General features: G+C 36.9%; 18 protein-coding genes and 5 tRNA genes. 7 read left to right on the top strand and 16 right to left on the bottom strand.

Annotation, left to right across the window (positions count from 1 at the left end; all coding sequences use genetic code 11):
* Positions 1 to 145 precede the first annotated feature (145 nt).
* The 3 genes from LKL37_RS00550 to LKL37_RS00540 all read left to right on the top strand — a co-directional run bounded on the left by LKL37_RS00550 (position 146) and on the right by LKL37_RS00540 (position 2,755).
* Positions 146 to 784, top strand: a complete 639-nt coding sequence (locus LKL37_RS00550) for an alpha/beta hydrolase (RefSeq protein WP_431608644.1) — start codon at positions 146 to 148, stop codon at positions 782 to 784.
* A gap of 119 nt (positions 785 to 903) precedes the next feature.
* Positions 904 to 2,223, top strand: coding sequence for a PDZ domain-containing protein (locus tag LKL37_RS00545; RefSeq protein ID WP_431608643.1), 1,320 nt, complete (start codon positions 904 to 906; stop codon positions 2,221 to 2,223).
* 4 nt (positions 2,224 to 2,227) lie between these two features.
* The gene (locus LKL37_RS00540; protein ID WP_431608642.1) at positions 2,228 to 2,755 is read left to right on the top strand and encodes a hypothetical protein; all 528 of its coding nucleotides are present in this window, start codon (positions 2,228 to 2,230) and stop codon (positions 2,753 to 2,755) included.
* Here the strand turns inward: LKL37_RS00540 and LKL37_RS00535 are convergent.
* From LKL37_RS00535 to LKL37_RS00525, 3 genes are all read right to left on the bottom strand, one after another.
* Positions 2,748 to 3,791, bottom strand: coding sequence for a L,D-transpeptidase (locus tag LKL37_RS00535; protein ID WP_431608641.1), 1,044 nt, complete (start codon positions 3,789 to 3,791; stop codon positions 2,748 to 2,750). The two genes, LKL37_RS00540 and LKL37_RS00535, sit on opposite strands and share 8 nt — an antisense overlap.
* A gap of 185 nt (positions 3,792 to 3,976) precedes the next feature.
* On the bottom strand, positions 3,977 to 4,813 hold the full coding sequence (locus LKL37_RS00530) for an XAC2610-related protein (RefSeq protein WP_431608640.1): 837 nt from the start codon (positions 4,811 to 4,813) through the stop codon (positions 3,977 to 3,979).
* Between the two features lie 10 nt (positions 4,814 to 4,823).
* Complete coding sequence (locus LKL37_RS00525; protein WP_431608639.1) at positions 4,824 to 5,111, bottom strand: hypothetical protein; 288 nt, start codon at positions 5,109 to 5,111, stop codon at positions 4,824 to 4,826.
* Positions 5,112 to 5,369: 258 nt separating this feature from the next.
* Here LKL37_RS00525 and LKL37_RS00520 point away from each other — a divergent pair, with 258 nt between their 5' ends.
* The 3 genes from LKL37_RS00520 to LKL37_RS00510 all read left to right on the top strand — a co-directional run bounded on the left by LKL37_RS00520 (position 5,370) and on the right by LKL37_RS00510 (position 10,600).
* Positions 5,370 to 6,419 (top strand): helix-turn-helix domain-containing protein, encoded by a 1,050-nt coding sequence (locus LKL37_RS00520; RefSeq protein ID WP_431608638.1) that lies wholly within the window; start codon positions 5,370 to 5,372, stop codon positions 6,417 to 6,419.
* Positions 6,420 to 6,554: 135 nt separating this feature from the next.
* A complete protein-coding gene (locus LKL37_RS00515) occupies positions 6,555 to 9,401 on the top strand; it encodes a TonB-dependent receptor (protein ID WP_431608637.1) in 2,847 nt (948 codons plus the stop codon).
* 17 nt (positions 9,402 to 9,418) lie between these two features.
* Entirely contained in the window at positions 9,419 to 10,600 is a 1,182-nt protein-coding gene (locus LKL37_RS00510; protein WP_431608636.1) for a phosphatidylinositol-specific phospholipase C domain-containing protein, read from the top strand.
* 150 nt (positions 10,601 to 10,750) lie between these two features.
* On the opposite strand, the gene LKL37_RS00505 is transcribed toward LKL37_RS00510, so the two are convergent.
* Positions 10,751 to 11,077, bottom strand: coding sequence for a winged helix-turn-helix transcriptional regulator (locus LKL37_RS00505; protein WP_431608635.1), 327 nt, complete (start codon positions 11,075 to 11,077; stop codon positions 10,751 to 10,753).
* Between the two features lie 529 nt (positions 11,078 to 11,606).
* Here LKL37_RS00505 and LKL37_RS00500 point away from each other — a divergent pair.
* Positions 11,607 to 16,229, top strand: coding sequence for a T9SS type A sorting domain-containing protein (locus LKL37_RS00500; RefSeq protein WP_431608634.1), 4,623 nt, complete (start codon positions 11,607 to 11,609; stop codon positions 16,227 to 16,229).
* A gap of 306 nt (positions 16,230 to 16,535) precedes the next feature.
* Here the strand turns inward: LKL37_RS00500 and LKL37_RS00495 are convergent.
* The 12 genes from LKL37_RS00495 to LKL37_RS00440 all read right to left on the bottom strand — a co-directional run bounded on the left by LKL37_RS00495 (position 16,536) and on the right by LKL37_RS00440 (position 22,753).
* Positions 16,536 to 16,609, bottom strand: a tRNA-Asp gene (locus LKL37_RS00495).
* Positions 16,610 to 16,641: 32 nt separating this feature from the next.
* Positions 16,642 to 16,715, bottom strand: a tRNA-Asp gene (locus LKL37_RS00490).
* Positions 16,716 to 16,747: 32 nt separating this feature from the next.
* Positions 16,748 to 16,821, bottom strand: a tRNA-Asp gene (locus LKL37_RS00485).
* A gap of 32 nt (positions 16,822 to 16,853) precedes the next feature.
* Positions 16,854 to 16,927 (bottom strand) — tRNA-Asp (locus tag LKL37_RS00480).
* Between the two features lie 32 nt (positions 16,928 to 16,959).
* Positions 16,960 to 17,033: transfer RNA gene (locus LKL37_RS00475), tRNA-Asp, on the bottom strand.
* Between the two features lie 126 nt (positions 17,034 to 17,159).
* Positions 17,160 to 17,477 (bottom strand): thioredoxin, encoded by a 318-nt coding sequence (trxA, locus tag LKL37_RS00470; RefSeq protein ID WP_027374941.1) that lies wholly within the window; start codon positions 17,475 to 17,477, stop codon positions 17,160 to 17,162.
* 83 nt (positions 17,478 to 17,560) lie between these two features.
* Entirely contained in the window at positions 17,561 to 18,736 is a 1,176-nt protein-coding gene (locus LKL37_RS00465) for a cysteine desulfurase family protein (protein WP_431608633.1), read from the bottom strand.
* Positions 18,737 to 18,738: 2 nt separating this feature from the next.
* On the bottom strand, positions 18,739 to 19,206 hold the full coding sequence (locus LKL37_RS00460) for a hypothetical protein (RefSeq protein ID WP_431608632.1): 468 nt from the start codon (positions 19,204 to 19,206) through the stop codon (positions 18,739 to 18,741).
* 24 nt (positions 19,207 to 19,230) lie between these two features.
* Positions 19,231 to 19,818 carry an HAD-IB family hydrolase gene (locus LKL37_RS00455; RefSeq protein WP_431608631.1) on the bottom strand — a complete coding sequence of 196 codons (588 nt, stop codon included), beginning with the start codon at positions 19,816 to 19,818 and terminating at the stop codon, positions 19,231 to 19,233.
* 6 nt (positions 19,819 to 19,824) lie between these two features.
* Positions 19,825 to 20,550 (bottom strand): SDR family NAD(P)-dependent oxidoreductase, encoded by a 726-nt coding sequence (locus LKL37_RS00450; RefSeq protein ID WP_431608630.1) that lies wholly within the window; start codon positions 20,548 to 20,550, stop codon positions 19,825 to 19,827.
* Positions 20,550 to 21,869, bottom strand: a complete 1,320-nt coding sequence (locus LKL37_RS00445) for an FAD-binding protein (RefSeq protein WP_431608629.1) — start codon at positions 21,867 to 21,869, stop codon at positions 20,550 to 20,552. Before LKL37_RS00445 ends, LKL37_RS00450 begins: the two co-directional genes overlap by 1 nt.
* The gene (locus LKL37_RS00440) at positions 21,866 to 22,753 is read right to left on the bottom strand and encodes a decaprenyl-phosphate phosphoribosyltransferase (protein WP_431608628.1); all 888 of its coding nucleotides are present in this window, start codon (positions 22,751 to 22,753) and stop codon (positions 21,866 to 21,868) included. The genes LKL37_RS00445 and LKL37_RS00440 overlap by 4 nt, the downstream gene beginning before the upstream one ends.
* Positions 22,754 to 22,796 lie beyond the last annotated feature (43 nt).

Raw genomic sequence — 22,796 nt, 5'->3', positions numbered from 1 at the left:
AATCAACAAAAATAAAAACTATCCTCTAAAGTCCAAAAATACACTCCAAACAATTAATCATTAAACATACGGCACATCCTTCCGAAGTTCATTGTATGAATAATAAAAGTTAAGATTCTGTATGTAATTTAATTATCTTTGCTGTATGAATTTAGATTATCTAGTAAGAGAGCCGGAAAACATTACTTCCCAAACTCCCATTCTTTTTATGCTTCATGGTTATGGCAGTAACGAGCAGGATCTTTTCAGTTTTAGGGAAACCCTTCCTAATGACTGGATTATTGTAAGTTTCAGAGCTCCGCGTGATACTCAATTTGAAGGATATTCCTGGTATGATATTAATTTCAACGATCCTGAAAACTTTATTGATGTGCCTCAGGCAAAAGAATCTTTAGATGCGGTACTGGAAAGTATGCTGAAGATTATCAATAAATATGGTTTGATGGAAAGTAAAGCCCATCTGTGCGGCTTCAGCCAGGGAGGAATATTGTGCTATGCTTTAGCATTGAAGCATCCTGAACTTTTCAATTATGTTGCATGTATGAGCAGCTATCCTGAAGAGAAAATTCTGGACGGTATTGTAAAAGATAAAAAGAAACTGGAAGGACTTCGTTTCTTCATTTCACATGGTACTGATGATGCTGTGATACCTCTTGAATGGGGAAGAAAAGCAGCTGATCTTCTTTATGATCTTAGCTGTTACTTCACGTTCAGAGAATATATGAGCGGACATGGCGTAAATCAGAAAAATTATATGGATCTGATGGAGTTCTTTTCAAAATAACAAGAATCCAATTTGAAACAAATTCAATAAAAAACACTATTTCATTGTAGTTCATATAAACATTCCTGCTTTTGGAATGTTTTTTTTTATCATAAAGATAAATTCAGTAAATTCAGTAAATGAAATTTAAATTGCTTTTACTGGGATTATTTCTAAGCATTTTTGTAAATGCTCAGAATTCTTTTGAGTTGATTAATACTAAAAAAGCGGTTATCCCTTTTCAGTTTATTAATAATCTTATTTTTATTCCCATCAATGTCAATGGTGCGGAACTTACCTTTTTGCTGGATACAGGAGTTTCGGAAACTATCCTTTTCAGCCTGGAAAATAAGGAACTTAAACTGAGCAATGTTGAAAAAGTGAAATTTTCAGGTCTTGGAGGAAGTTTAAGTATTGATGGTTTAAAATCTGATCGCAATATTGGTAAAATAGGAGATGTTATTGTGAATACTTCCATGTCTCTCTATATCATTATTGATGAGGAATTTAATATTTCTCCTCACGTAGGAATTCCTGTAAACGGAGTTATTGGATATCACTTTTTTAAAGACCATCCTATTTATATCGATTATACCTCAAAAAAAATAACCGTGTATGAAAGTGCTGATCTTCTGGAAAAGAAAACCAGAAGATTTGAGGAATTTCCAATCACTATTGAGAAAGATAAGCCTTACCTGTATGGAGGTGTAGAAATGACGAATGAAAAGAAAGATTCAAAACTGCTGATTGATCTTGGAAACAGTGATGCTATCTGGCTCTTCCCTACTCTTATTAAGAATTTTGTTTACAACAGACCTAATATTGATGATTTCCTTGGCCGCGGTTTCAATGGAGATATTTACGGTAAAAGAAGCCGTATTCATAATTTTTATCTTGGAAAATATAAGTTTGAAAAACCTCTTACCGCCATGCCGGATGAATTTTCTATCCAGCACGTGAATTTAGTAGAAAACAGAAAAGGTTCCATCGGCGGCGAAATTATGCGGAGATTTACCGTAATTTTTGATTATCCCAATCAAAAGCTATATTTGAAGAAAAACAGATATTTTGATGATCCTTTTCATTTTAACATGAGTGGGCTGGATTTCAAACAGGACGGACTGGAATGGCAGGAAGACAAGCTGAAAATTGAAACCCAAAAATCGACCATGGTAGCCACTGAAGTGTATAAAGATGCTTTTCAGTATAAATTCAGTTTAAAACCTATATTTTCCATTGCCGGAGTAAGAAAAGATTCTCCCGCTTATAAAGCTGGTCTGCAAAAAGATGACAGAATTTTAAGCATCAATGGAGAACGTACTGCGGATATGACGCTGGAAAAAATAGTAGAACTCATGAAATCCAATGAAGGCAGAAATATCAATATGATTATTCAAAGAAAAAATCAAAAAATGACATTGAGTTTTGCTTTGGAAGATCCCATTCCTTATCAAGAATAACAATATGAATACTGAAGAAAGCACCTTAGACAGAATAAGAACCAGACCCAGGTTTAAAATGTTTACTCATCTTACCAAAGAAGAGTACGCTGAAAATCTGAAAAAATATATGGAAGAGCATAAAGACGAGTTTTCCGGCAACATCAATAAAGAAGTTGCTACCATCTGGGTGAAAACGAAATATGATAACTACTGGAAGCCCCGCCTTGCTCTACGGGTAGAAATGGAAGATGAGCATACAGCAATACGCGGAGTATTTGGTCCTAGTTCTGCCGTGTGGACATTCTTCATGTTCCTGTATTTTTCTTTTTCTATTCTCTGGATGACTTTCTTCACGATGTATTATGTAGAGAAACAAATAAAAAGCGCCGAATACCCTTGGGCACTGAGCGCTTCTTTTATCATGTTATTTTTTATTCTTCTTACTTATATCGCTGCAAGATTCGGGCAGCATAAAGGAAAAGAAGAAATGCTTAAATTGAGACAGTTTGCTGAAGAATCTACTCTGCAGTTTGAAAAGAAAATCAATTAGACTGAGGTTCTACCGGCTTTTCATTCTGAATAGGTGTCGCTGCTGCTCTAGCCGCTTTGATGGAATCTGCTACTTTTTCTCTATTGCTTTGTTCTTTCAGCATTTTCGGAACCTCAGGTTCAAGAAGCTTAGTTAATTCTTCAACAGATATATTATTAGCATTAGGGTCATCCAGAAGTTTTCTCCACGGTTTTCTACCGCCCCACTTATAGTCTCCGAATACCATTACAGCTGTACCTCTGGCTTTTGTAGTAGCACCTCCGGGATTCAGGATCCAGGTATCTGCATAAGAATACAGCCATTTCGCATCTTTTCTCAGCAATCGTAAACATGAGTGTGAAGCAGGATATCCGGGAAGCGTATATTCATGCCATCCGATACCTCCTAAATTATGAATATTAAAGTTATAAGGAAGCTTCCATTCGCTGCTCACAGTAGAAATAGCCAGCTCTTTTTTCCAGTTGGCAAAAGTAAGTCCTCTGGTCGTCTGAGCTGCTTTTTTACCCATACTTGTGGGTCCCCATTTCACAAGACTTCCATTGGAATATACCCCAAAAGCCTGAATAGGATATGAGAATATGACAAATTTTTTCACTCCGCTCAATACATCCAGCTGCATCGGAAATGGCGAATAAGCCATCAAAGTTGTATCTATTTTGGCCGGAACGACCAGTGTATCGGCATTCCATTTACTTTTAGAATCCAGTCTGTTCAATGCTAAAATAGCGGTGCGTTCTCCTACACTGTATTTTTTACTGTATTCTGAGTAGATGGAATCTCTCATCTTTTTATCCTTTGGAAGAACAAAAGCATTATAAAAACCATTTTCCTGCATCACAGGCGGAACAGATTCTTTTTTTACCACAGGAACAGAATCTTTCTTTATAGAATCCTTTTCTGCCTCCTGAACTTCGGAAGAAGAAACAGTATCTTTAAAAGTATCACTTATTTTCTCTATTTCCTTTTTACAGGAAACAAGGAACAAAGCGCACAAACAGATATAAATAAAGGATTTTTTCACAGATATGTTTTTCATAAATAAATTGGCCGTTTAGTTTGGCTACCCAGTACAAATATCAGACCTAAAATCGAATCATAAAAGAGATTGTTAAAAATACCGTAAAAAAACGGAGGCTTCATCACTATAAATAAGGAGTTATAGTATATGATATTTAAAATTTCATAGATTTTAAAGGTGTTTTCAGATGCTGACCAGAAACATTATTCTTCTGTCTGTTCTTTCGTAGAAATCCATTCTAAATTCCCGTTTTTACCGTAGCGGTAGAGGTCCTGATGCCATCTTGCTCCTCCTCTGCATCCCGTTGTTAAAAGTTTTTTCTTTTTGTCAACAGTTACATCGCATAGACAAGAACAACTTGAGTGGGAATAATCCGGTTCCTTAAGCTTTTCAAAACGTTTGCTGCCCGGATGATACAAGTAAATATCATACATTCTGTAAACGCCCATTCCATCATCAGGAACAGAAAATGCAATATCATCATAACCATCAAAATTGTAATCCTCAATGATGCTTTGTCTGGCAAAAGAAGGTTTATCCGGAGACGGAAGTTCTATTGCAGTTTTTTTACCATCAGGATAAACAATGATAAAATGATTATTATAAGAATGATTAAATGCTAATACAGCACCATGCAGGAGATACCTGTCACTCCCGTCGTACTTTTCGCCCTCTACCATTTCCAGTGTAAACTTTCTGCCGTCTTTTGCTCTGGTATAGGTAATGTTTGAAGCACTATCATCTATCATTTCGAGTGTATAGACCCCGTTGATTTTCTCTCCGATCATTTCATTCCAGACATAATAATGAATGTCCGGCTCCCCGTCTCTTCTCCCATCTGTATCTACTTGAAAGCTTTTTATCTGTAAAGGAATGATTTCTTTCTTCCCGGAATACTGTACAAATGCTCCTTTACCCTGAGTTCCATAATAAATTTTCAGTCTGAACTCTTTTGCTTCACCAACAGATTTCAGAATAAAAGGTTGTGCTGAAATCAACGCAGAAATCATTATCATACAGAATAAAAATAGATTTTTCATAATCGTTGGTTTACATAAAAAGGTTCAACACAAATCTTACAATCCATAAAAACACAAGTAGCAGCAATATAGAAAACTGAACTTTATTCACACTTTTATTCCCGAATTTCCATACCAGAATCCGGTCTATGATAATCACCAGTAATAAAGGAACTAAACCGAACAGAATATACATTCCGAATAGGGCATCAGGTGCAGATGGACCAGTCATCATAACAATGGCTGCGATCAATCCGGCAATCATGGCAATGATTCCTGCAATAAAAAAGAGTGTCCAGTTTTGAAATTGTTTTTTCATGAATATTGAATATCATTGTGAGTTGTAATGAAACGGATATTGAATCTGTAACCATAAAATACCCCAAAAGCCGGCCATCCGGTTTGTACTTATTAGCTAAAGTAACAATAACCGTTCAATATACAAAACCGGAAAATCGCTGAAAGACTGATCAGGATTTACATATTGATCACCATAATATTACTAAGCTGATATTTAATAATTTGTTAAAGATGCAGTGCACATATTATCTATAATTTTGACAAAATATCAGTTATCATGTTATACATCATTATGGTAGTTGTACTACAGGCACTTATCACGCTTACTTTGCTTATATCGCTTATCAAAAACAGAGAATCTGTTCTGAATATGCTTCTATTGTATATCGGAGTGGTTACTCTGGATATGGGGTATGAATATTTCATCATCCAAAAATTCGGTTATGAATCTGTTTTGTATGAAATTCCGGGAAGTCTCCGTGTTTTCAAAGGTCTTATTTTTCTCTACATCACTACTTATCTGATTCATGCAAAATGGAGAGATAAACTTAAATACCTGATTGTTCCGTTAACGTTAGTCGTTATTCACCACGCTATTGCTATTTCTGCAAAGATACTTGACCTTTCCTGGGCAGATCTTGCGATCAAAAGCTATAAATCCTATTTTGTTTATTATAGTTATTATTGGATTGCATGTCTTGTAGTATGTATTTACCTGCTTACAAAGTATCGCAAAAATATTACTCATCCAGCAGCCCGTAATTTCCGTTATCTGGTTTGCTATGTATTGACGGGTGTATTGGCTTTCTGGACCGTTTATCAACTAGGTTGGGATACTTTAGTCTATCAAAAGATCTATAGTCTCTTATTTCTGTTCCAATTCGGGTGGATTTTGTACGTTTATATTTTAACGTACCAGCAAAAACTGCAGGAACAACAGAATACATCATATTTTTCCGTTCCTAAAGAAACGTATCAGTATAAAGATCTTTCCAAAATAGATTTTGATGCTGTGCAAAATGCCATTACCGCTTTCTATCAGGAAAGTCATGATTATCTGGATGAGGAATTTACTTTAGACCAGCTTTCCGGACATCTGAAAATAAGCAAAGCCGATTTAAGTATCACTTTTAATAAGTATCTTCATTCCAATTTTCATGAATACACCAACACAAGCCGCATTCAGCACTTTAAACAGATCTTGCTGGAAGATCCTTCGGCCAGTGTTACGGATCTTGCATTTCAATGTGGCTTTAAATCAAAATCTACTTTTTATAAATATTTTAAAAAAGAATTCCACTGCCTTCCCTCTCAGCTTGTTCATTAGTTACAATTATTTAATATTAGCAACTTATTGATTTACAATACAGTTCACCTCGAACTCAAGAGAAGTAGTTGCATAAAATTTAAATGAACCAAAACTTTTGAATGAGCTGACATCTTTGCACCAAACTTTATAAGGATGTCACGAGAAAGACTTTTTTTAACAAAAGCAGCATTTTTTCTTCTTGGGCCTTTGGCCTTTGCTCAAACCACCGTTCACGGAACTGTAGTAGACAGTCAGGGAAACCTGCCCAATGCCCTGGTTTACATTGAAAACAATGGACAGAAGGTAACTTCTGACACAGATGGTTCTTTTGTTCTTAATAATATTTATGACGGAAGTTATAAGCTTGTTGTAGAATATAAAGGATATGAGAGTGTCTATATTCCTTTCACCGTTGCAGATAAAAAGGAAGTAGATCTGGGTTTAATTAAATTTGGAGCCAGATTTAAAGAAAACAATCTTCAGGAGGTAGTCGTTACCAGTGTGTATAAAGCATCGCAGGCCAGAGCGATTACCATGAAGAAAAACTCCAATACAATCACGGAAGTACTTTCTGCCGATGCCATCGGGAAACTGCCGGACCGTAATGCAGCTGATGCTGTACAGCGTATGCAGGGAGTTTCTATTGAAAGAGACATGGGTGAAGGACGTTTTGTAGCAGTAAGAGGAACGCCTATACAATGGACCTCTTCTACCCTGAATGGCAACAGAATGCCGAGTGCCAGTGGTGACAATGCCAATCGTGGAATTCAGATGGATATCTTTCCTTCGGAACTTATTCAGAATGTACGCTTATCTAAGGCTTTGACACCGGATCTTGATGGAGATGCTATTGGCGGAAATGTGGATTTTATTACGAAAACCTCACCCAATAAAGAGACTTTGGCGATAAGTATGGCTTCCGGATATGTCAACATGTCCAAGTCTCCTTCTTACAATACATCAGTTGTTTACGGAAATAAAATTACAGATAAGCTTAAATTCATTACCTCAGCTGTGATTTGGGAGCGTTCTACCGCAATAGATCAGATGAGAAATATTTATAATTACGGACTGAAAGATAAAACAGCTTCTTATTCTATCAATCAGCTTCAGCTTCGGGATTATCTGGCGAACCGCAGAACTTTGGGATTCAATATGGGGCTGGATTATGAAATAGACAGCAGGAATAAATTATATGCAAAGGCGCTATACAGCCAATACAAAGACGGGCAGTCCGTAAGGGAAACCTATTTTAATTTTGACAGTAAAAATGTAATGCTGCAGGCCCGTCATGCAGATTATCTTACGGACCTGTATTCTATGCAGCTGGGTGGTAACCACCAGGTAGGACAGCGTATGGAGGTGAATTGGTCCGCATCCAAAGCACGTTCCGAATTTAAGTTCAACTCACCAGATCAGCTTGAAAAAGATCAGAGAGGCTATCCTATTATTAATTTTATACAACCCATGACCTATGGGAATCTGTCTTCTGACGGAAGGAAATATATGGCGATGGATGCTCCGGATGGCACCGGAGATACCGGAAGATATACTCTGCCTTATAACCAGCAGGCAATAGCGGCAGATAAACTTAAATTGAATCAAATTATTCTGAGTCAGAACCACAACAGTGAGACCGATCTCAGAGGACAGATTGATATTAAATATAAAGCCGCAGATAATTTTGAAATTAAATTAGGAACCAAATACAATAATAAAAACAAAATTGTAGACAGTTCTGTGTTGGTTTGGATGCCTAAATCATCATTGGGCATTCCCGGAACCCCTGTTACTTACCTGAATCAGCTTGAACGCGAAGGTTTTCCCTATAAAGGAGGTTTTATGAATCCTCTGGGTAATCCTTATAATGCAGTTATTATTGATCAGATCACCAATACGCAGATCGATCAGATGTACAATCCTACTACCCAAAACAGCTTAGGACTGATGCAGGTAAGCAGTAAGGACAGCAATTCGAATATTACAAGTTCCTACCGCGGTACTGAAAACGTATGGGCTGCTTACTTAATGGGAACATGGAAGATATCAGATCAGCTTCAGGTATTAGGAGGCTTCAGAAATGAATATAATGATATTACCTTCTGGGGCAAAAAAGTAGTTTCTGATAAAGACAATAAAACGGAAGATATTAAGGACAATAAAACGTACAATGTAGTTCTTCCGATGATCAATATGAAATGGAATATCACCAGTGACCGTATCCTGAGATTGGCCTATACCCGTTCTTTTGCAAGACCGGATTTCAACGACCTGAATCCCGGAACTATCGTCAATGATATTACCAATACCATCACTCAGGGAAATACCAAACTGGATCCTACATTTTCAAACAATTTTGACCTTATGTTTGAGAACTACTTCGGAAAGCTGGATCTGATAACTGCCGGAGTATTTTATAAAGACATTACCAATCTTATTTACAAAGACCAGTCTGTAATAGATCTTGCCGGAAGAACTTATACTTTCACAGCTCCTAAAAATCTGGAGGGAGCTAAACTCTTTGGTTTTGAATTCGGGATATCCAAACGTTTTGAAAATCTACCAGGCTTTTTGAAAAACATCGGTTTTGAGGGAAATTACACCTATATTTCTTCCAAAATGAATATGCCTGTCTACGAAAACGGCAAACAGACAGGAACGATGTCTACCACAATTCCGAATCAGGCCAAACATATTTTCAATACCATCCTCTTCTATGAAACAAGTAAGCTGATGATCCGTCTTGCCGGAAATTACAAAGGAAATTATGTAAGCGAAATCAGAGCAGCGGCCGGAGCAGATCATTATCAGTATTTTGATAAGAACTTTACTGTAGACCTTTCCACCGCGTATAGTCTTACAAAGAAAGTCCGCCTGTTTGTAGAACTGAACAATATTTTTAATGAACCCAACCGCTATTATATGGGAACCAAAGACCGCGTAGAAAATATTTCTTATTCAGGAATACGCGGACAGCTGGGATTCACTTTCAATTTTTAATCAAAAGTTTTATTCATATGAAAAAGTATATATATGGAGCTGCATTGTGTATGACAGCACTGGTACAGGCACAGGATAAATGCCAGAATATAAGAATCAATCAGCTGCAGATTGTAGGAACTCATAATTCGTACGCACAGCCGGTAGATCCCAAAGTACTGGATTTCGTAACCCCAATCATCAACGGAATGATGCAGAAATACAGCAGCATGATGTCTGAAGAACAGAAAGCCAAATTTAAAGAGTATCACCCTTATGGCATGGATCTGAAAGAAGGTCTGAATTATAACCACCCGGACTTTACAGAACAGCTCAACGCCAATCTCAGAGGACTGGAAATAGATGTCTATTATGATCCGGAAGGCGGCAGATTTAGTCATCCGGCAACGTATGAGGTATTAAAGGCAAAAGGAATTACTGATCTGGCTCCTTTTAATACAAAAGGACTGGATCAGCCGGGTTTCAAAGTACTGCATATGGCAGATATCGATTTCAGAACTCATTATCCGACTTTAAAAGATGCGCTTACAGCTCTTAAATCCTGGTCTGATCAACATCCCGGACACACTCCTGTTTTCATGATGATTGAAGCCAAAGATTCCGGTTTTCCAATTCTTGAAAACAGTACGAAAGTGCTTCCTTTTGATCAAAAAGCCTATGATGAACTAGACGAAGAGATTGTAAAATATCTTGGAAAAGATAAGATTATCACTCCAAAAGAAGTTCAGGGGAGCTATAAAACACTGAAAGAAGCGGTAACGCACAATAACTGGCCAAAACTGAATGACAGCAAAGGAAAATTTATCTTTATGCTTCTTCCGGGAAGTGCAGGAACTCTTTCATCTAAAGACAATCCTTATCTCGTGAATGGCTCTTTAAAGGAAAGAATTATGTTTCTAAACAGTGAACCAGATGATTCTTTTGCAGGGTTTATCCTAAGAGACAATGCCATAGTCAGACAGAAAGAGATACGGGATCTGGTAAAGCAAGGGTTTATGGTCAGAACCAGATCTGATATTGAAACCTATGAAGCCAAAACCAATGATTTTACAAGATCAAAAGCTGCTTTCAGTAGTGGTGCCCAAGTTGTTTCCACCGACTTTTTCCGTTCCGGGAATACTTATAGAACACCCTACTTTGTACAGCCACCGCAGGGAAAAGATTATCTTAATAATCCATTAAATTCTTCATGCAAGTAAAAAAAGCCGGATAAATTATCCGGCATTTTTTATGACTAGCCGAATCTTTAGATTTTGGATAAACCCTGGATCTCAAAACCCCAAAATTCATAATTCATAATTCATAATTCATAATTTATAAATCTCTCCTCAAACCTCATCATTCTGTTGCTATATCAATCCCTCTAATTGCTGTAAAATAGGAATCAGGGATTTTCCTTTTTGAGTAAGATTATATTCTATGTGCAGAGGCTTTTGCCTGATGACTACCCTCTCCAATAAATCCATTTCTTCCAGTTCTCTAAGAGCCGTTGATAATGTCTGTTTATTAGATCCTTCTATGTCGCGCAGCAAGCTGCTGAAACGTAAAGTAGATTTGGAGGCAAGAATAAAAATTTCTAATTTTAATTTACCTGAAAGTGTTTTTAAAAGCTTCTGTACAGGGCATATTTCTGCCCCATCAGCAGAGCTGTTATTAGTCAGATTTTTTTGACTCATTGTGTGTTTTTTTTAATATCGTAACTTTGCAAACATAGTGGTTAATAATAAATTAACATAAGATTAACCACACATTTAACAAAAAAAATTACAAAAAGTACAAAAAACTAAGTAGAAATTTTTCATTAAAAAACATATGTTTTTGTGATATCTCTTCTTAATTTGTTCTGATTATAAGTTTGCATAAAAGTATAATTGATTATCAATTATTTTTAATAAAAAAACTAAAAACCTAAAACACAAATATGAAAAATGAGATTTTTATCTTCAAATCAGGCTATAATATATATTATTCTACCAGCCTATTTTTACTCACAACACAAGCCGGCATAATTATATCTGAAGGATAGCGATACAGCACGATCTGGTTATTTATCATGGCTATTTATTAGATACATGATAATAGATGATTTCGGTACCGTTAAGCATATCTGCTTCTGTTGCATTCCCTTCCTATATATTAATTATAAACTATAAAATTTGAATAAAAGGTATTCAAACAGAATCTAATAACCTAAAAAACATGCGTATGAGAAAAAAATCAATGCTATCAGTCTGGGCTGTATTCTGCTCAGTTGCATCCGTTTATGCTTCGTCACGAGGTGATACGGACCGGCACTTTTCTAATGATCGGTTTATATTGGAAAGTCGCCTTCCAGTAACCACCCTCACTTATGATCTTGGGCCTGTGATGTCTATTTCACAAAACCTCAATGAAAAAGGAGCGGTTGTTATGAGTGGACAGCTCAACAAACCTGTTACAACAAGTGATGTTCTGATTTCCGTTAAATATCAGAATGCCTTGGGAGAATGGGTTAGTGCGTGGTGCAAAACACTATATGCCAGCAATCTGTATAATGAAAACCTTAATGCTACCTTTGAATTACCAGCTTCTGCAAGCAGCGGCACGTATAATTTAAAAGTTGTGCTGAGTTCAGAAACAGATAACTTCTCCGGAATTACGTGGAATAAAGCAGTAAGCCATTACAAATTCGGAGATTATACTGCGGCCGCTTGTGAACTGGATGAAAATGAGTACACGATACTTTTCACTCCGAAAAAAAATGGGACGGTATTGTTTAATCCTAACGGAAGTGTTTCCGGAGTCAAAGACAGGGTAAAATCACAGCATCTGACAAAGAAACTGGATGATATCGTATTGTCCGTTAACGCCAATGGTACCCTGGATAACAGCAATCCAAATGCACCTGTGATCAATATTGACAATCCTAATAATCTAGGTACGATTGCCAGCTCACAGAAATACATCTATCAAGGCAGTGACACAAGCCCTTTTGAGTTTTCTTATCATGATCCTGTTTATGTATTTGCCGGTAAGTTTTCAAGTTCGGGTTTCTTTATTAACTTCAGTAACTGGTTTTTACCTCCTGAGGAGGGCGGAGAACCCTGGGGTAGAGGATATTTGGATTTTACAAACCCTAATGCTTTAGTGAACAGGTATTACAACCTTTACAATTACATCAACGAGAAACTGACCGACATTATCTCGGATCAGGAACCTGTAGTTATTGTTGTAAGCAAAATAACCGGTTTCAGGGTATACAAATCTACCGGACAGTATATCACCGTTAATGCATTAAGCAATTATAATACAGTGAATGATTTCGGTTACCCTCCATTATATGATAAACAAAGAGGTCCCGGATCTGAAAATTTCTTTCTGAGCAATACTCCTAAAGCTTCTTTATATGGTATCGGAGCCATCAGAAACAGAAAAGTAATAGCTAACTGGAATGGACCAATGAGACCGCTTTCGGAGGTGGAAGCTGAAATCAAAAAATTTATCAAATATGTAGGTATTTTTGGAAACACAACTGCATATGATTCTGCAGATTGTGCCAATAACTGTTTTACAATTAATTCCGGAGCACTGCCGGATAATACGATATCAGACTGGACAAAAGCTCCTAACAGCTATATTTTCACAGGGAAAGATAACAACGGGAATAATGCAGACGGGTTGTATATTCCTGTAAAAAAAGCCTACGAAATGTGGCGAAGCGGGAATTATATGAAAGGAGTGGATGTTCCTTCTGGAGCAATAACTGCTGATGTATTATGGGAGGATACCATGGGACTAATAAAATCTAAGGAAAATTATACTTTGGATATTATAGGTTCAGGTGAAACGGCAAAAATAAAAGTACCTGTAAACAAAATAAAAAAAGGAAATGCAGTCGTTGCCTTTAAAGTAGATGGACAGGTTTTCTGGTCATGGCACGTTTGGGTAACAGATGATCCTACAAACGGCTCCACCTATAAAAGCTATGATGATGTAAAGAGACAATTGAGCGATGGTACAGTAGAAACAATTCCTAACTCTGAGTGGGGATGGATGGACAGAAACCTTGGTGCTCTCGGAAATTCACTTAATGGAGACGGATGGCACAGAAACGGAGGACTATTATACCAATGGGGAAGAAAAGATCCTTTTCCATCTTTAACGTATAGTGATGCTACTTTTTATCAGGTAACCGGAAGCGTTGGAAAAGTGATCTATGATGATGCAATACCAAGATTGAAATTCACCAACAGTCCTTTCAATGATTATAAAAACTTTAATGATCTGAGACTGTTTGTCAATAAATCAACGGCAAATATTACGGATAACATCAGAGCATCGGTTAAAAATCCTTTAAGCCTGATGTATGTCAACGATGATGGTACTGCTACTCCATCTACCTATGGTACTGTGAGTGGTGTTCCATATTATTATAACTGGTTTGGGCAGGTACCGGGATTACAGACCAGTGAGTTAAGTAAAGTTAACTTATGGTCAGATAACTCTCAAGGAGTACAGGCAACAGATATTTCTGTTCCACAACCATACAGAGATAAGTCCTCTTATGACCCTTGTCCGAATGGATGGAGATTACCTTCCTTATTGGTAGCATCATCCACAAAAAATATGAGAATGGATTTTACTCCTTTTGGAGCGAAAGTAAACAGTCCATTATCTGCATTATATGGTGTTCAATCTAATATTCCTCCGGGATTATCAAACTTAAAACCATATCTGGCTGGTATAAAAATATATCCTCAATACGGTTTTGATATGACCAATGTTGGAGGTAACAATATCGGAATATTCCCAGGAACAGGATGGATTGGAAGAGGTGCTGCCAGTGATGGAAGATATCACACGAAAGCAACCTTTACAGATCAGCTTGAAACCTATCTATGGACATCTACTATGACCAATTTTGGTGGATATTCATCAATAGCAAGTGCATTAAGACTAATTCCGTCTGCTGACCAGATTGTCAATAATTACAGACCAGATGCGGCCAATTATCCTAATGTGTATGGTTTATACAATTATAAACCAGCTGAAGATTATCCAACCAATAACGCACAAGCATGCAGATGTATCAAAGATCCGTTATTTGTAAAAAATAACTATAATTTTGACACTACTTACTTCACTGAAACTGAAACCTATAAAACAGGATTAGATAATCCTAATACTTATATGGTTACAAAATCTACTGCAGACCAAATCATCTCAGTACCTGTAAGTAAAGCCTTCTCTGTACAGAGTAATTATTTAGGGAATACCCAAATTCTGAATACAACAAGCTTTAATGATTTAAAAGCGAATGTACTTTGGACGGACAACCCTGCTTTGGTAACACAATTAACCATAGATAACACCTCTTCCAAAGATGGAAACATCAACGTAAAAGTAAATGCTAACCAATCCGGTAATGCTGTTGTTACTTTACACAATGGTTCAATCACTAACCCTATCTATTGGAGCTGGCATATCTGGGTAACCAATACTAATGTAAGTTCTTTTACTCATGTAAATGATACCCCTATTACCACAGATAATTACGTGAATTATACCCAATATGGAACCCTGATGAAAACAGCTACCATGGATAGAAACCTGGGAGCTACCGAAGCAATGCCAAGTGCTTATAACCCAACGGTTGCTGCACAGGTAACCCAACTGAACAGTTCACAGGGATTACATTACCAATGGGGAAGAAAAGATCCTCTGCCAATATTCAATAATATCAACGGATCTAAATACAATATTTTCCTTGGTACTACCAATAGCAGTGGTGCTGTAGCCTATTCTACATTCACAGAAGCGAACTATAATTCAAGTAACATAGTGAATTATAATACCTATAAGAGCAGCATAACTGCCGCTGATAAAATAGATGTGAGAATAGAAAAGATTCTGGGATATTCTGTTGCCAATCCATTAAAACTAATGATGCCGGTAACCGCATATCCGTATCGTGGAGACAATACACCTCATTATACTCTTGCTTCAGACTGGCTGTTTGATACTCAATATCAAGGGTTATATGATGAAAGATGGGGCTTAGGAGGCAAAAAATCTGTATTTGACCCTTGCCCGAATGGATGGAGAATTCCGGAAGTTCTTGGTAAAGGTACCAACAAAACCTCTCCATGGAGTCTTAAGAGCAATCCTGAAACACTTAGAACTATCGACGGTACAGAAGCAGGCTATTATGGAGCTCCTATCTATAGCGTAACTGCACCTAGTTTCTGGGGTAAAACAGTAGGATATGCATTCACGAACAGTTTGTATAACGTAGGAAATTATCCAAAAGCCGTTAGCAGAGGAAGCAGAAGCGTAATGTATGCAGGAGCCATTAGTACTGCTGTTGGTGCATCAGGAGGAGTATGGTATGCTAATCTAAACGGGGAAATGACAGGAAGAGCTTCTTATATGTATTTTGATATTTATAGTAGAAATAATGTGAAAAACGTGGATATAGATCCTTTTGCTTCTCTAAGCTGCAGATGCGTGAAACAGGAAGATGCTGGTACTCCAAGAGGTCCGCTTCCAGGAATTCCTGTAACGCCAAACTCAGGAGCTCAGGCCAGAACAGCGTTAAACAAAACTGTTATTGAAGAAAAGGTAAAAGATGACAAGGTAGTTCTTTATCCTAATCCGGTAAAAGATATCCTGTATATTGATGCAAAAGATGATAAGGATTATTATTATCAAATTTATAACATGTCTGGACAGCTGATGAAAGAAGGCAAGTTTAACAACAAACAAACAGATGTTACTTCATTGTTAACCGGAGCTTATCTGGTAAGAATCAACAACTCTGAGACTATTGTAAAAATCATTAAAAAGTAAATTACAATAACACATCTTAAAAGCAATGATGGCCGGGATTTCTTCCGGCCATTTTTATTTTAAATATCACATCGAGTCATCTTATTTAAAAGCGATACAACCACTCATCGAAATATATAGATCTACGTACGCTTAGAAAGAATTAATCTCATTGATTCCATCTTTGCCTTCTTAATAATTTAACATCAGAAACTCAATCTTCGTATTAAATTAAAATATATATGCTCCATCCTTGTGATTGAGCATCTAAACTTTATCAAAGTCTATAAACAAAAAAAAAGTCTTCTATTTCTAGAAGACTTTTTGCGATCCGGACGGGACTCGAACCCGCGACCTCCGCCGTGACAGGGCGGCATTCTAACCAGCTGAACTACCGGATCAATTTTTTTAAAAGAAATTGAGAAAACTTCTGCGATCCGGACGGGACTCGAACCCGCGACCTCCGCCGTGACAGGGCGGCATTCTAACCAGCTGAACTACCGGATCAATTTTTTTAAAAGAAATTGAGAAAACTTCTGCGATCCGGACGGGACTCGAACCCGCGACCTCCGCCGTGACAGGGCGGCATTCTAACCAGCTGAACTACCGGATCAATTTTTTTAAAAGAAATTGAGAAAACTTCTGCGATCCGGACGGGACTCGAACCCGCGACCTCCGCCGTGACAGGGCGGCATTCTAACCAGCTGAACTACCGGATCAATTTTTTTAAAAGAAATTGAGAAAACTTCTGCGATCCGGACGGGACTCGAACCCGCGACCTCCGCCGTGACAGGGCGGCATTCTAACCAACTGAACTACCGGATCAAATTATTAAAGAACGTCGTTTCTTTTTCGTGGTTGCAAAATTACACCTTTTTTCGTTACCTGCAAATTATTTTCAAAAAAAATGCCTCCCAATCATGGAAGGCATTCATTACCAAAGTTGTTTTTTTATAAGTGAGCGCTTAATTTTTCAGCGATAACCTCTTTTGGAGCTACACCTACTAATTTATCTACTACTTCCCCGTTCTTGAAAATAAGAACTGTAGGGATATTTCTAATACCATACTGCATAGAGATTTCCTGGTTGTTGTCTACATCCACTTTTCCAACTACTGCTTTGCCTTCAAAATCTGATGCTACTTCTTCAATGATTGGTCCTAACGTTCTGCAAGGTCCGCACCATACTGCCCAGAAGTCTACTAATACCGGTTTATCTGATTTTAAAACCGTATCCTGAAATGAGCTGTCTGTAATTTCTAAAGCCATTTTGTTTCTTTTATTTTAATTAATATTATTTTCTTTTTAATCCTCTATTGGATGTTCAAAATTACGATTTTTAAAGCACAAGACTATCTATGCTCAACATTAGTTTTTTCTATAGTGTAATCGCTTGAAATTTCCTTCAAAGCATTCACTAATGAATCAATCTCTGCTTTAGTCGTCATATGGCTGAAAGAGATACGTAATGGTGTACAGTGATCCATTTCATCCTCAGAAAGTACCATCATCATTACCATTGAAGGCTTTGATGCTCCTGATGAGCACGCACTCCCCTGAGAGATTGCAATTCCTTTCATATCCAGTTGAAGCCCTATCAATGGGTTTTTATAAGGCAATAACGCACTTAAAACCGTATAAAGACTGTTTTCCTTTTCAGCACTTCTTCCATTGAATTTAATTCCTTCAACTTCGGCAGAAAGTCTTTCAATCGCGTAATTTTTGATGTCCTGCATATGGTTGGTATATTCATCCATATGATTCAGAGAAAGTTCTAACGCTTTCCCTAATCCTACGATACCACAAACATTTTCTGTTCCGGCTCTAAGGCTTCTTTCCTGAGGACCTCCGGTAATAATTCCTTTTAAACCGGTTGCCTTTCTGATAAATGCAAATCCAGCTCCTTTTGGCCCGTGAAACTTGTGGGCACTGCATGAAGCAAAATCTACAGGGATATCGGAGAAATCAAGGTTCATATGAGCCATGGTTTGTACAGTATCCGAATGGAAAAGTGCATTATGCTCTTTGCATAGCTGGGCAACTTTTTTAAGGTCGATTATATTTCCGATTTCGTTATTAGCATGCATTAAGCTTACTAATGTTTTTTTATCTGAAGCCTTTAACAGCTCTTCTAATTTTGTAAGGTCAATATCTCCTTTTTCATTCGGGCGGATGTAGTTTACTTCTACTCCTTTTCTGCTTTTCATATCCAGAATACTTTCAGAAACACATTTGTGTTCCAGAGGAGAACTGATGATTCTTTCTACTCCAAGGTGTTCTACCGAGGATTTGATGATCATGTTGTTGGATTCTGTTCCGCAGGAAGTGAAAATGATTTCAGCAGGAGTTACATGAAGATAGTCTGCAACCTGTCTTCTTACATTTTCAATAAGGATTTTTGCTTCCTGACCAAAGCTGTGCGTTGAAGACGGGTTTCCGAAATTCATCTTCATAGTGCCCACCATTGCATCTATAACTTCTTCTGCAAGCGGAGTGGTTGCGGCATTATCTAAATATACTTTATCCATTATTATTTTGAATATTTTAATTCTACAGAGGTAAACTGGTAATCTGTGGGAACAGTGAAAATAATCCAGGGATTAGACATCACCTGAATTTCCATTCCACCGGAAGATTCTCCGGCAGGAACTTCTACATACAGAATCTGATTTTTCACAGATACATTTTTGATTTCATCAATTTTGTGACTTCCGGATCTGAAGGTTCCCAAATTGTATAAAACAACTTTCTTATTTTTTGGAAATTTCGGATGATTGGTCGTGGATTCTTTTCCCAGATCTACCCTACCAAGATTTCCTTTGAAAATATTTAGAAAATCTGTTTCGTCTTTAATGATTTTAAAGCCGGGCGTATCTGCTCCCCCCTGAGATTCAGAGACAAGGAGTTCAGTGTTTCCCTGCATAGCAGAAGACTTCTGAGGTGAAGTGCTTGCACAGCTCATAAAGATTACCGCACATGCAATTAACAGGCTTTTCATTTTTTACAATTTTATCTCCCAAAATTAGTGAAAAAATTGATAATGTCCCTCATTTGCCCATTTCAACATTGGCCGATCTCCGGAAGTATCGCCAAATGCAATAATTTTATCGTACTTAGAATTGTTTATTTCCTCTTTAATTCTTACCAGTTTTTCTTTCCCATTGCAGTTTTTTCCAACAAAATTTCCTGTGAAAATACCGTTCTTAAACTCTGCCCGCGTAGAAACGAGCTCCATTTTAAGTGCTTGGGCGAAAGGCTTCACCCAAATATCCAATGAAGCGGTAACCAATAAACTTTGTGTATTATTATGATCTATATTTTTAATAAAGTCCAGTGCATTTTCTCTCACAATTTTAGGATAATGCTGCTCGAAAAACTGTTTGGACTTCTGTTCTATCTTTTCCTGAGTCTGCCCTTTTAAAATAGAACCAATAAAGCTTTTTTTCACTTTTTCTGTTTCAGCTAGTTTCAGCTTTAGCAGAATAAAAAGGGGAACATGTCTTAAAAATTGTATACGGTATTTTGTAGAATCGTAGAATTTAAGATACATAAACATGGTATCTTTATACGTAAGGGTTCCGTCAAAATCAAAACAATACAATTTTTTCATTTCTCTTTAAAGCTTTAATTTTTTAAATATAAATTCAGGGATATTCCTGATAATCATCATGATAATACTCCAAACCGGCAAAACATATGCCACATTTTCCTCCTTTTTAAAGGCTTTATAAATACAGGCTGCTGCCTGTTTCGGAGTAGCTGTCAGTTTCGGATTTAAAGGCAGACCTTCTGTCATTTTGGTTGCCATAAACCCTGGTTTTATAGTAAGAACGTGTACTTTTTTATCAAAAAGATAGTTTCTCAAACCACTCAGATAGGCTGTAAATGCTGCTTTTGCACTTCCATAGATAAAGTTACTCTGTCTTCCTCTGTCTCCTGCTACTGATGAAAGTCCTATTATCGTTCCCGATCTTCTGCTTTCAAATTTTTGAGCAAAATAGTTCATCACAGGAACCAGTTTTGAGTAATTGATATCTATGATACGTTCCGTATTCCTGTTGTCATATAATCCTTCTTCAGTTCCCTCTCCTAAATATCCTACTGCGCAAAATAATACATTTGAATTGATAGTATCAAATCTATTGTAATCAATTTCCTTGGTCAGATCCAGTTCAATAACTTCCGCCTGCTGTAGAAACTTTACATCAATATGCCTTGCAAATCGTTCTGTAGTTTCTTTGTTTGAGGTAAAAAGGTAAATTTTTTCAAATTTTTCTCCTTCCTGAAGTGCTTTTTCCACAAAAGCCTGTGCCACTTCAGATGTGCTTCCCAGAACTATCATTATGAGTTATTGTTTATGATTCTTTTGTGCTGTAAAGACACAAATTTAGGATTTTGAATATTCTTAAGGTAATTGGTAAGCGATGATCTGCTCATACTGTCTTTGGTAAGATAAATTCTTCCTCCGAATTCCTGTACAATAGCATCCAGCTGGTCTACCAGTTTTTTCAGTTTTGAATTTACTTTAAAATCCAGTGCAAGTGTATATCCTTCCACAGGAAATGAATTGTAAGCTTCTGAATTGTTCTTTCCAAAAAGCTTTAAAACAGCCAGGAATGATCCATTTCCACTATTAGCAATTGTTTCAAGGATTCTTTTCATTCCCTCCTTCCCTGTTTCTTTTGGAATTACCATTTGATATTGAATAAAGCCAGATTTACCATAGATTTTATTCCAATCATTAATAGCATCCAAAGGATAGAAAAAAGTTTCGTAATCAATAAAATTCTTCACTTCCTTCTTAGCCTGTTTTTTATAATACAGCCAGTTGAATATTTTTACGGTAAGTGCATTCAGCACAAATCCCGGAAAATAAAAAGGAACTGTAGGTGAGAATTTTTTCTTTAATCTTAAAGAAGTTTTTGAAAAATTCTGGGGAAGCTCATGTTGAAAAGCATGCTCGCCTCTCATCAGAATACTTCTTCCAATATTTTTTCCTTTCTGAAGGCAGTCAATCCAAGCAACGGTATAGGTCCAGCTTTCGCTTTCGTCAAACAATTTAAAAATTTCATCCAGATTTTCTGCTTTAATGCTTTCCTGACGAATGTATGCAGATTCTATATTTTTAAGCTTAAATTTTGCGGTAAGAATGATTCCTGTAAGTCCCATTCCACCAATCGTTGCCCAGAACTTTTCAGCATTCTCTTCTCTGGAGCAGGTAATAATCTCTCCATTCTCGGTCATTAACTTAAATTCAATCACATATTCCGAAAAACATCCTTCAGCATGGTGATTTTTACCATGCACATCGGAAGCAATTGCACCTCCTACTGACACGAATTTTGTCCCTGGAGTAACATATAGAAAATATCCCTGCGGAACAGAAATTTCCAGAATTTCTGAAAGAAGCACACCGGATTCGCATTCCATTACTCCGTTTAAACGATCAAAATTGATGAATTTATTTAATTTTTTTGTTGAAAATATAGATTCTCCCAATGAAGCATCTCCATAGCATCTTCCGTTTCCTCTTGCTATAACTTCATTGTGATTGAGTACAAATTCTTTTATTTTTTTGAAACTGTCCTCAGATCTCATTTCTTTCTCTACCACCGGGAAATTACCCCAGTTTGTAACTTTCTGTGTGAAATTAGGCTTCATTTCTTAAAATAAATTTGAATTAAAAATGCAGCTACCCAAAGTAATAAAGTAACTTGTATATAGCGGTCTCTGTAAACAATTTTTGTAGGAGATTCTGTTCTATTGTAAACCAGTGTCTGCTGAAGATACCTCAACAATGCAAAGACTACAAAAATAACTGTATAAAAAACCCTTGAATGGAATCTTTCCTGAACTTCAGGTGACAGGGTAAACATCAGATAACACACAATTGCCAGGGTAATGGAAATGGATAGTGCAATATCTGCAAACTGAACGTTGTATCCATCCAATGCGCGTCTCGTCTTTCCCGAAACCTGCGCATTAATAAGTTCTCCTCTTCTTTTTCCGATTGCCAGTACAAGTGCAAGTACAAAAGTCAATAGAATAGCCCATTGTGAAATACTGATTCCGGTAATATAACCTCCTGCCAGTACACGCAGAACAAATCCTATAGCGATAATGAAAATATCAATGATCGGAACATGTTTGAGTCTAAAAGTATAGGCAAGATTCATCACCACATAGAATCCTATGATAGTTGCAAATTTCCAAAGATACTCGTGGAAATAGATCTGTGTAAAAAATACAAGAGCAATGTCTGTAATGACCAAGCCAATAAGAATTCCTATAGCTTTTGATTTTGAAATAGCCCCGCTAGCGAGAGGCCTTCTTCTTTTTTCAGGGTGTTTTCTATCTGCTTCAATATCATTGTAATCATTCAATATATATACTACACTTGCTGCAAGCGAAAATATAATGAATGCAAAGATGCTTTTTACAAGTAAGTCTACGTTGGTGATATTACCTGAAAAAAACAGAGGAACAAATACAAATAGGTTCTTCACCCATTGCTCCACACGGAGCAGTTTTAAATATTTCTTCATTTATGTTGTTTCAATTGCAAAAATAATAAATTTAAAATTCTTA

Source organism: Chryseobacterium sp. 'Rf worker isolate 10', assembly GCF_050753305.1.
Classification (GTDB): domain Bacteria; phylum Bacteroidota; class Bacteroidia; order Flavobacteriales; family Weeksellaceae; genus Chryseobacterium.
The sequence above is the reverse complement of the archived record's forward strand: the minus strand, read 5'-3'. Positions and strand labels throughout refer to the sequence as shown.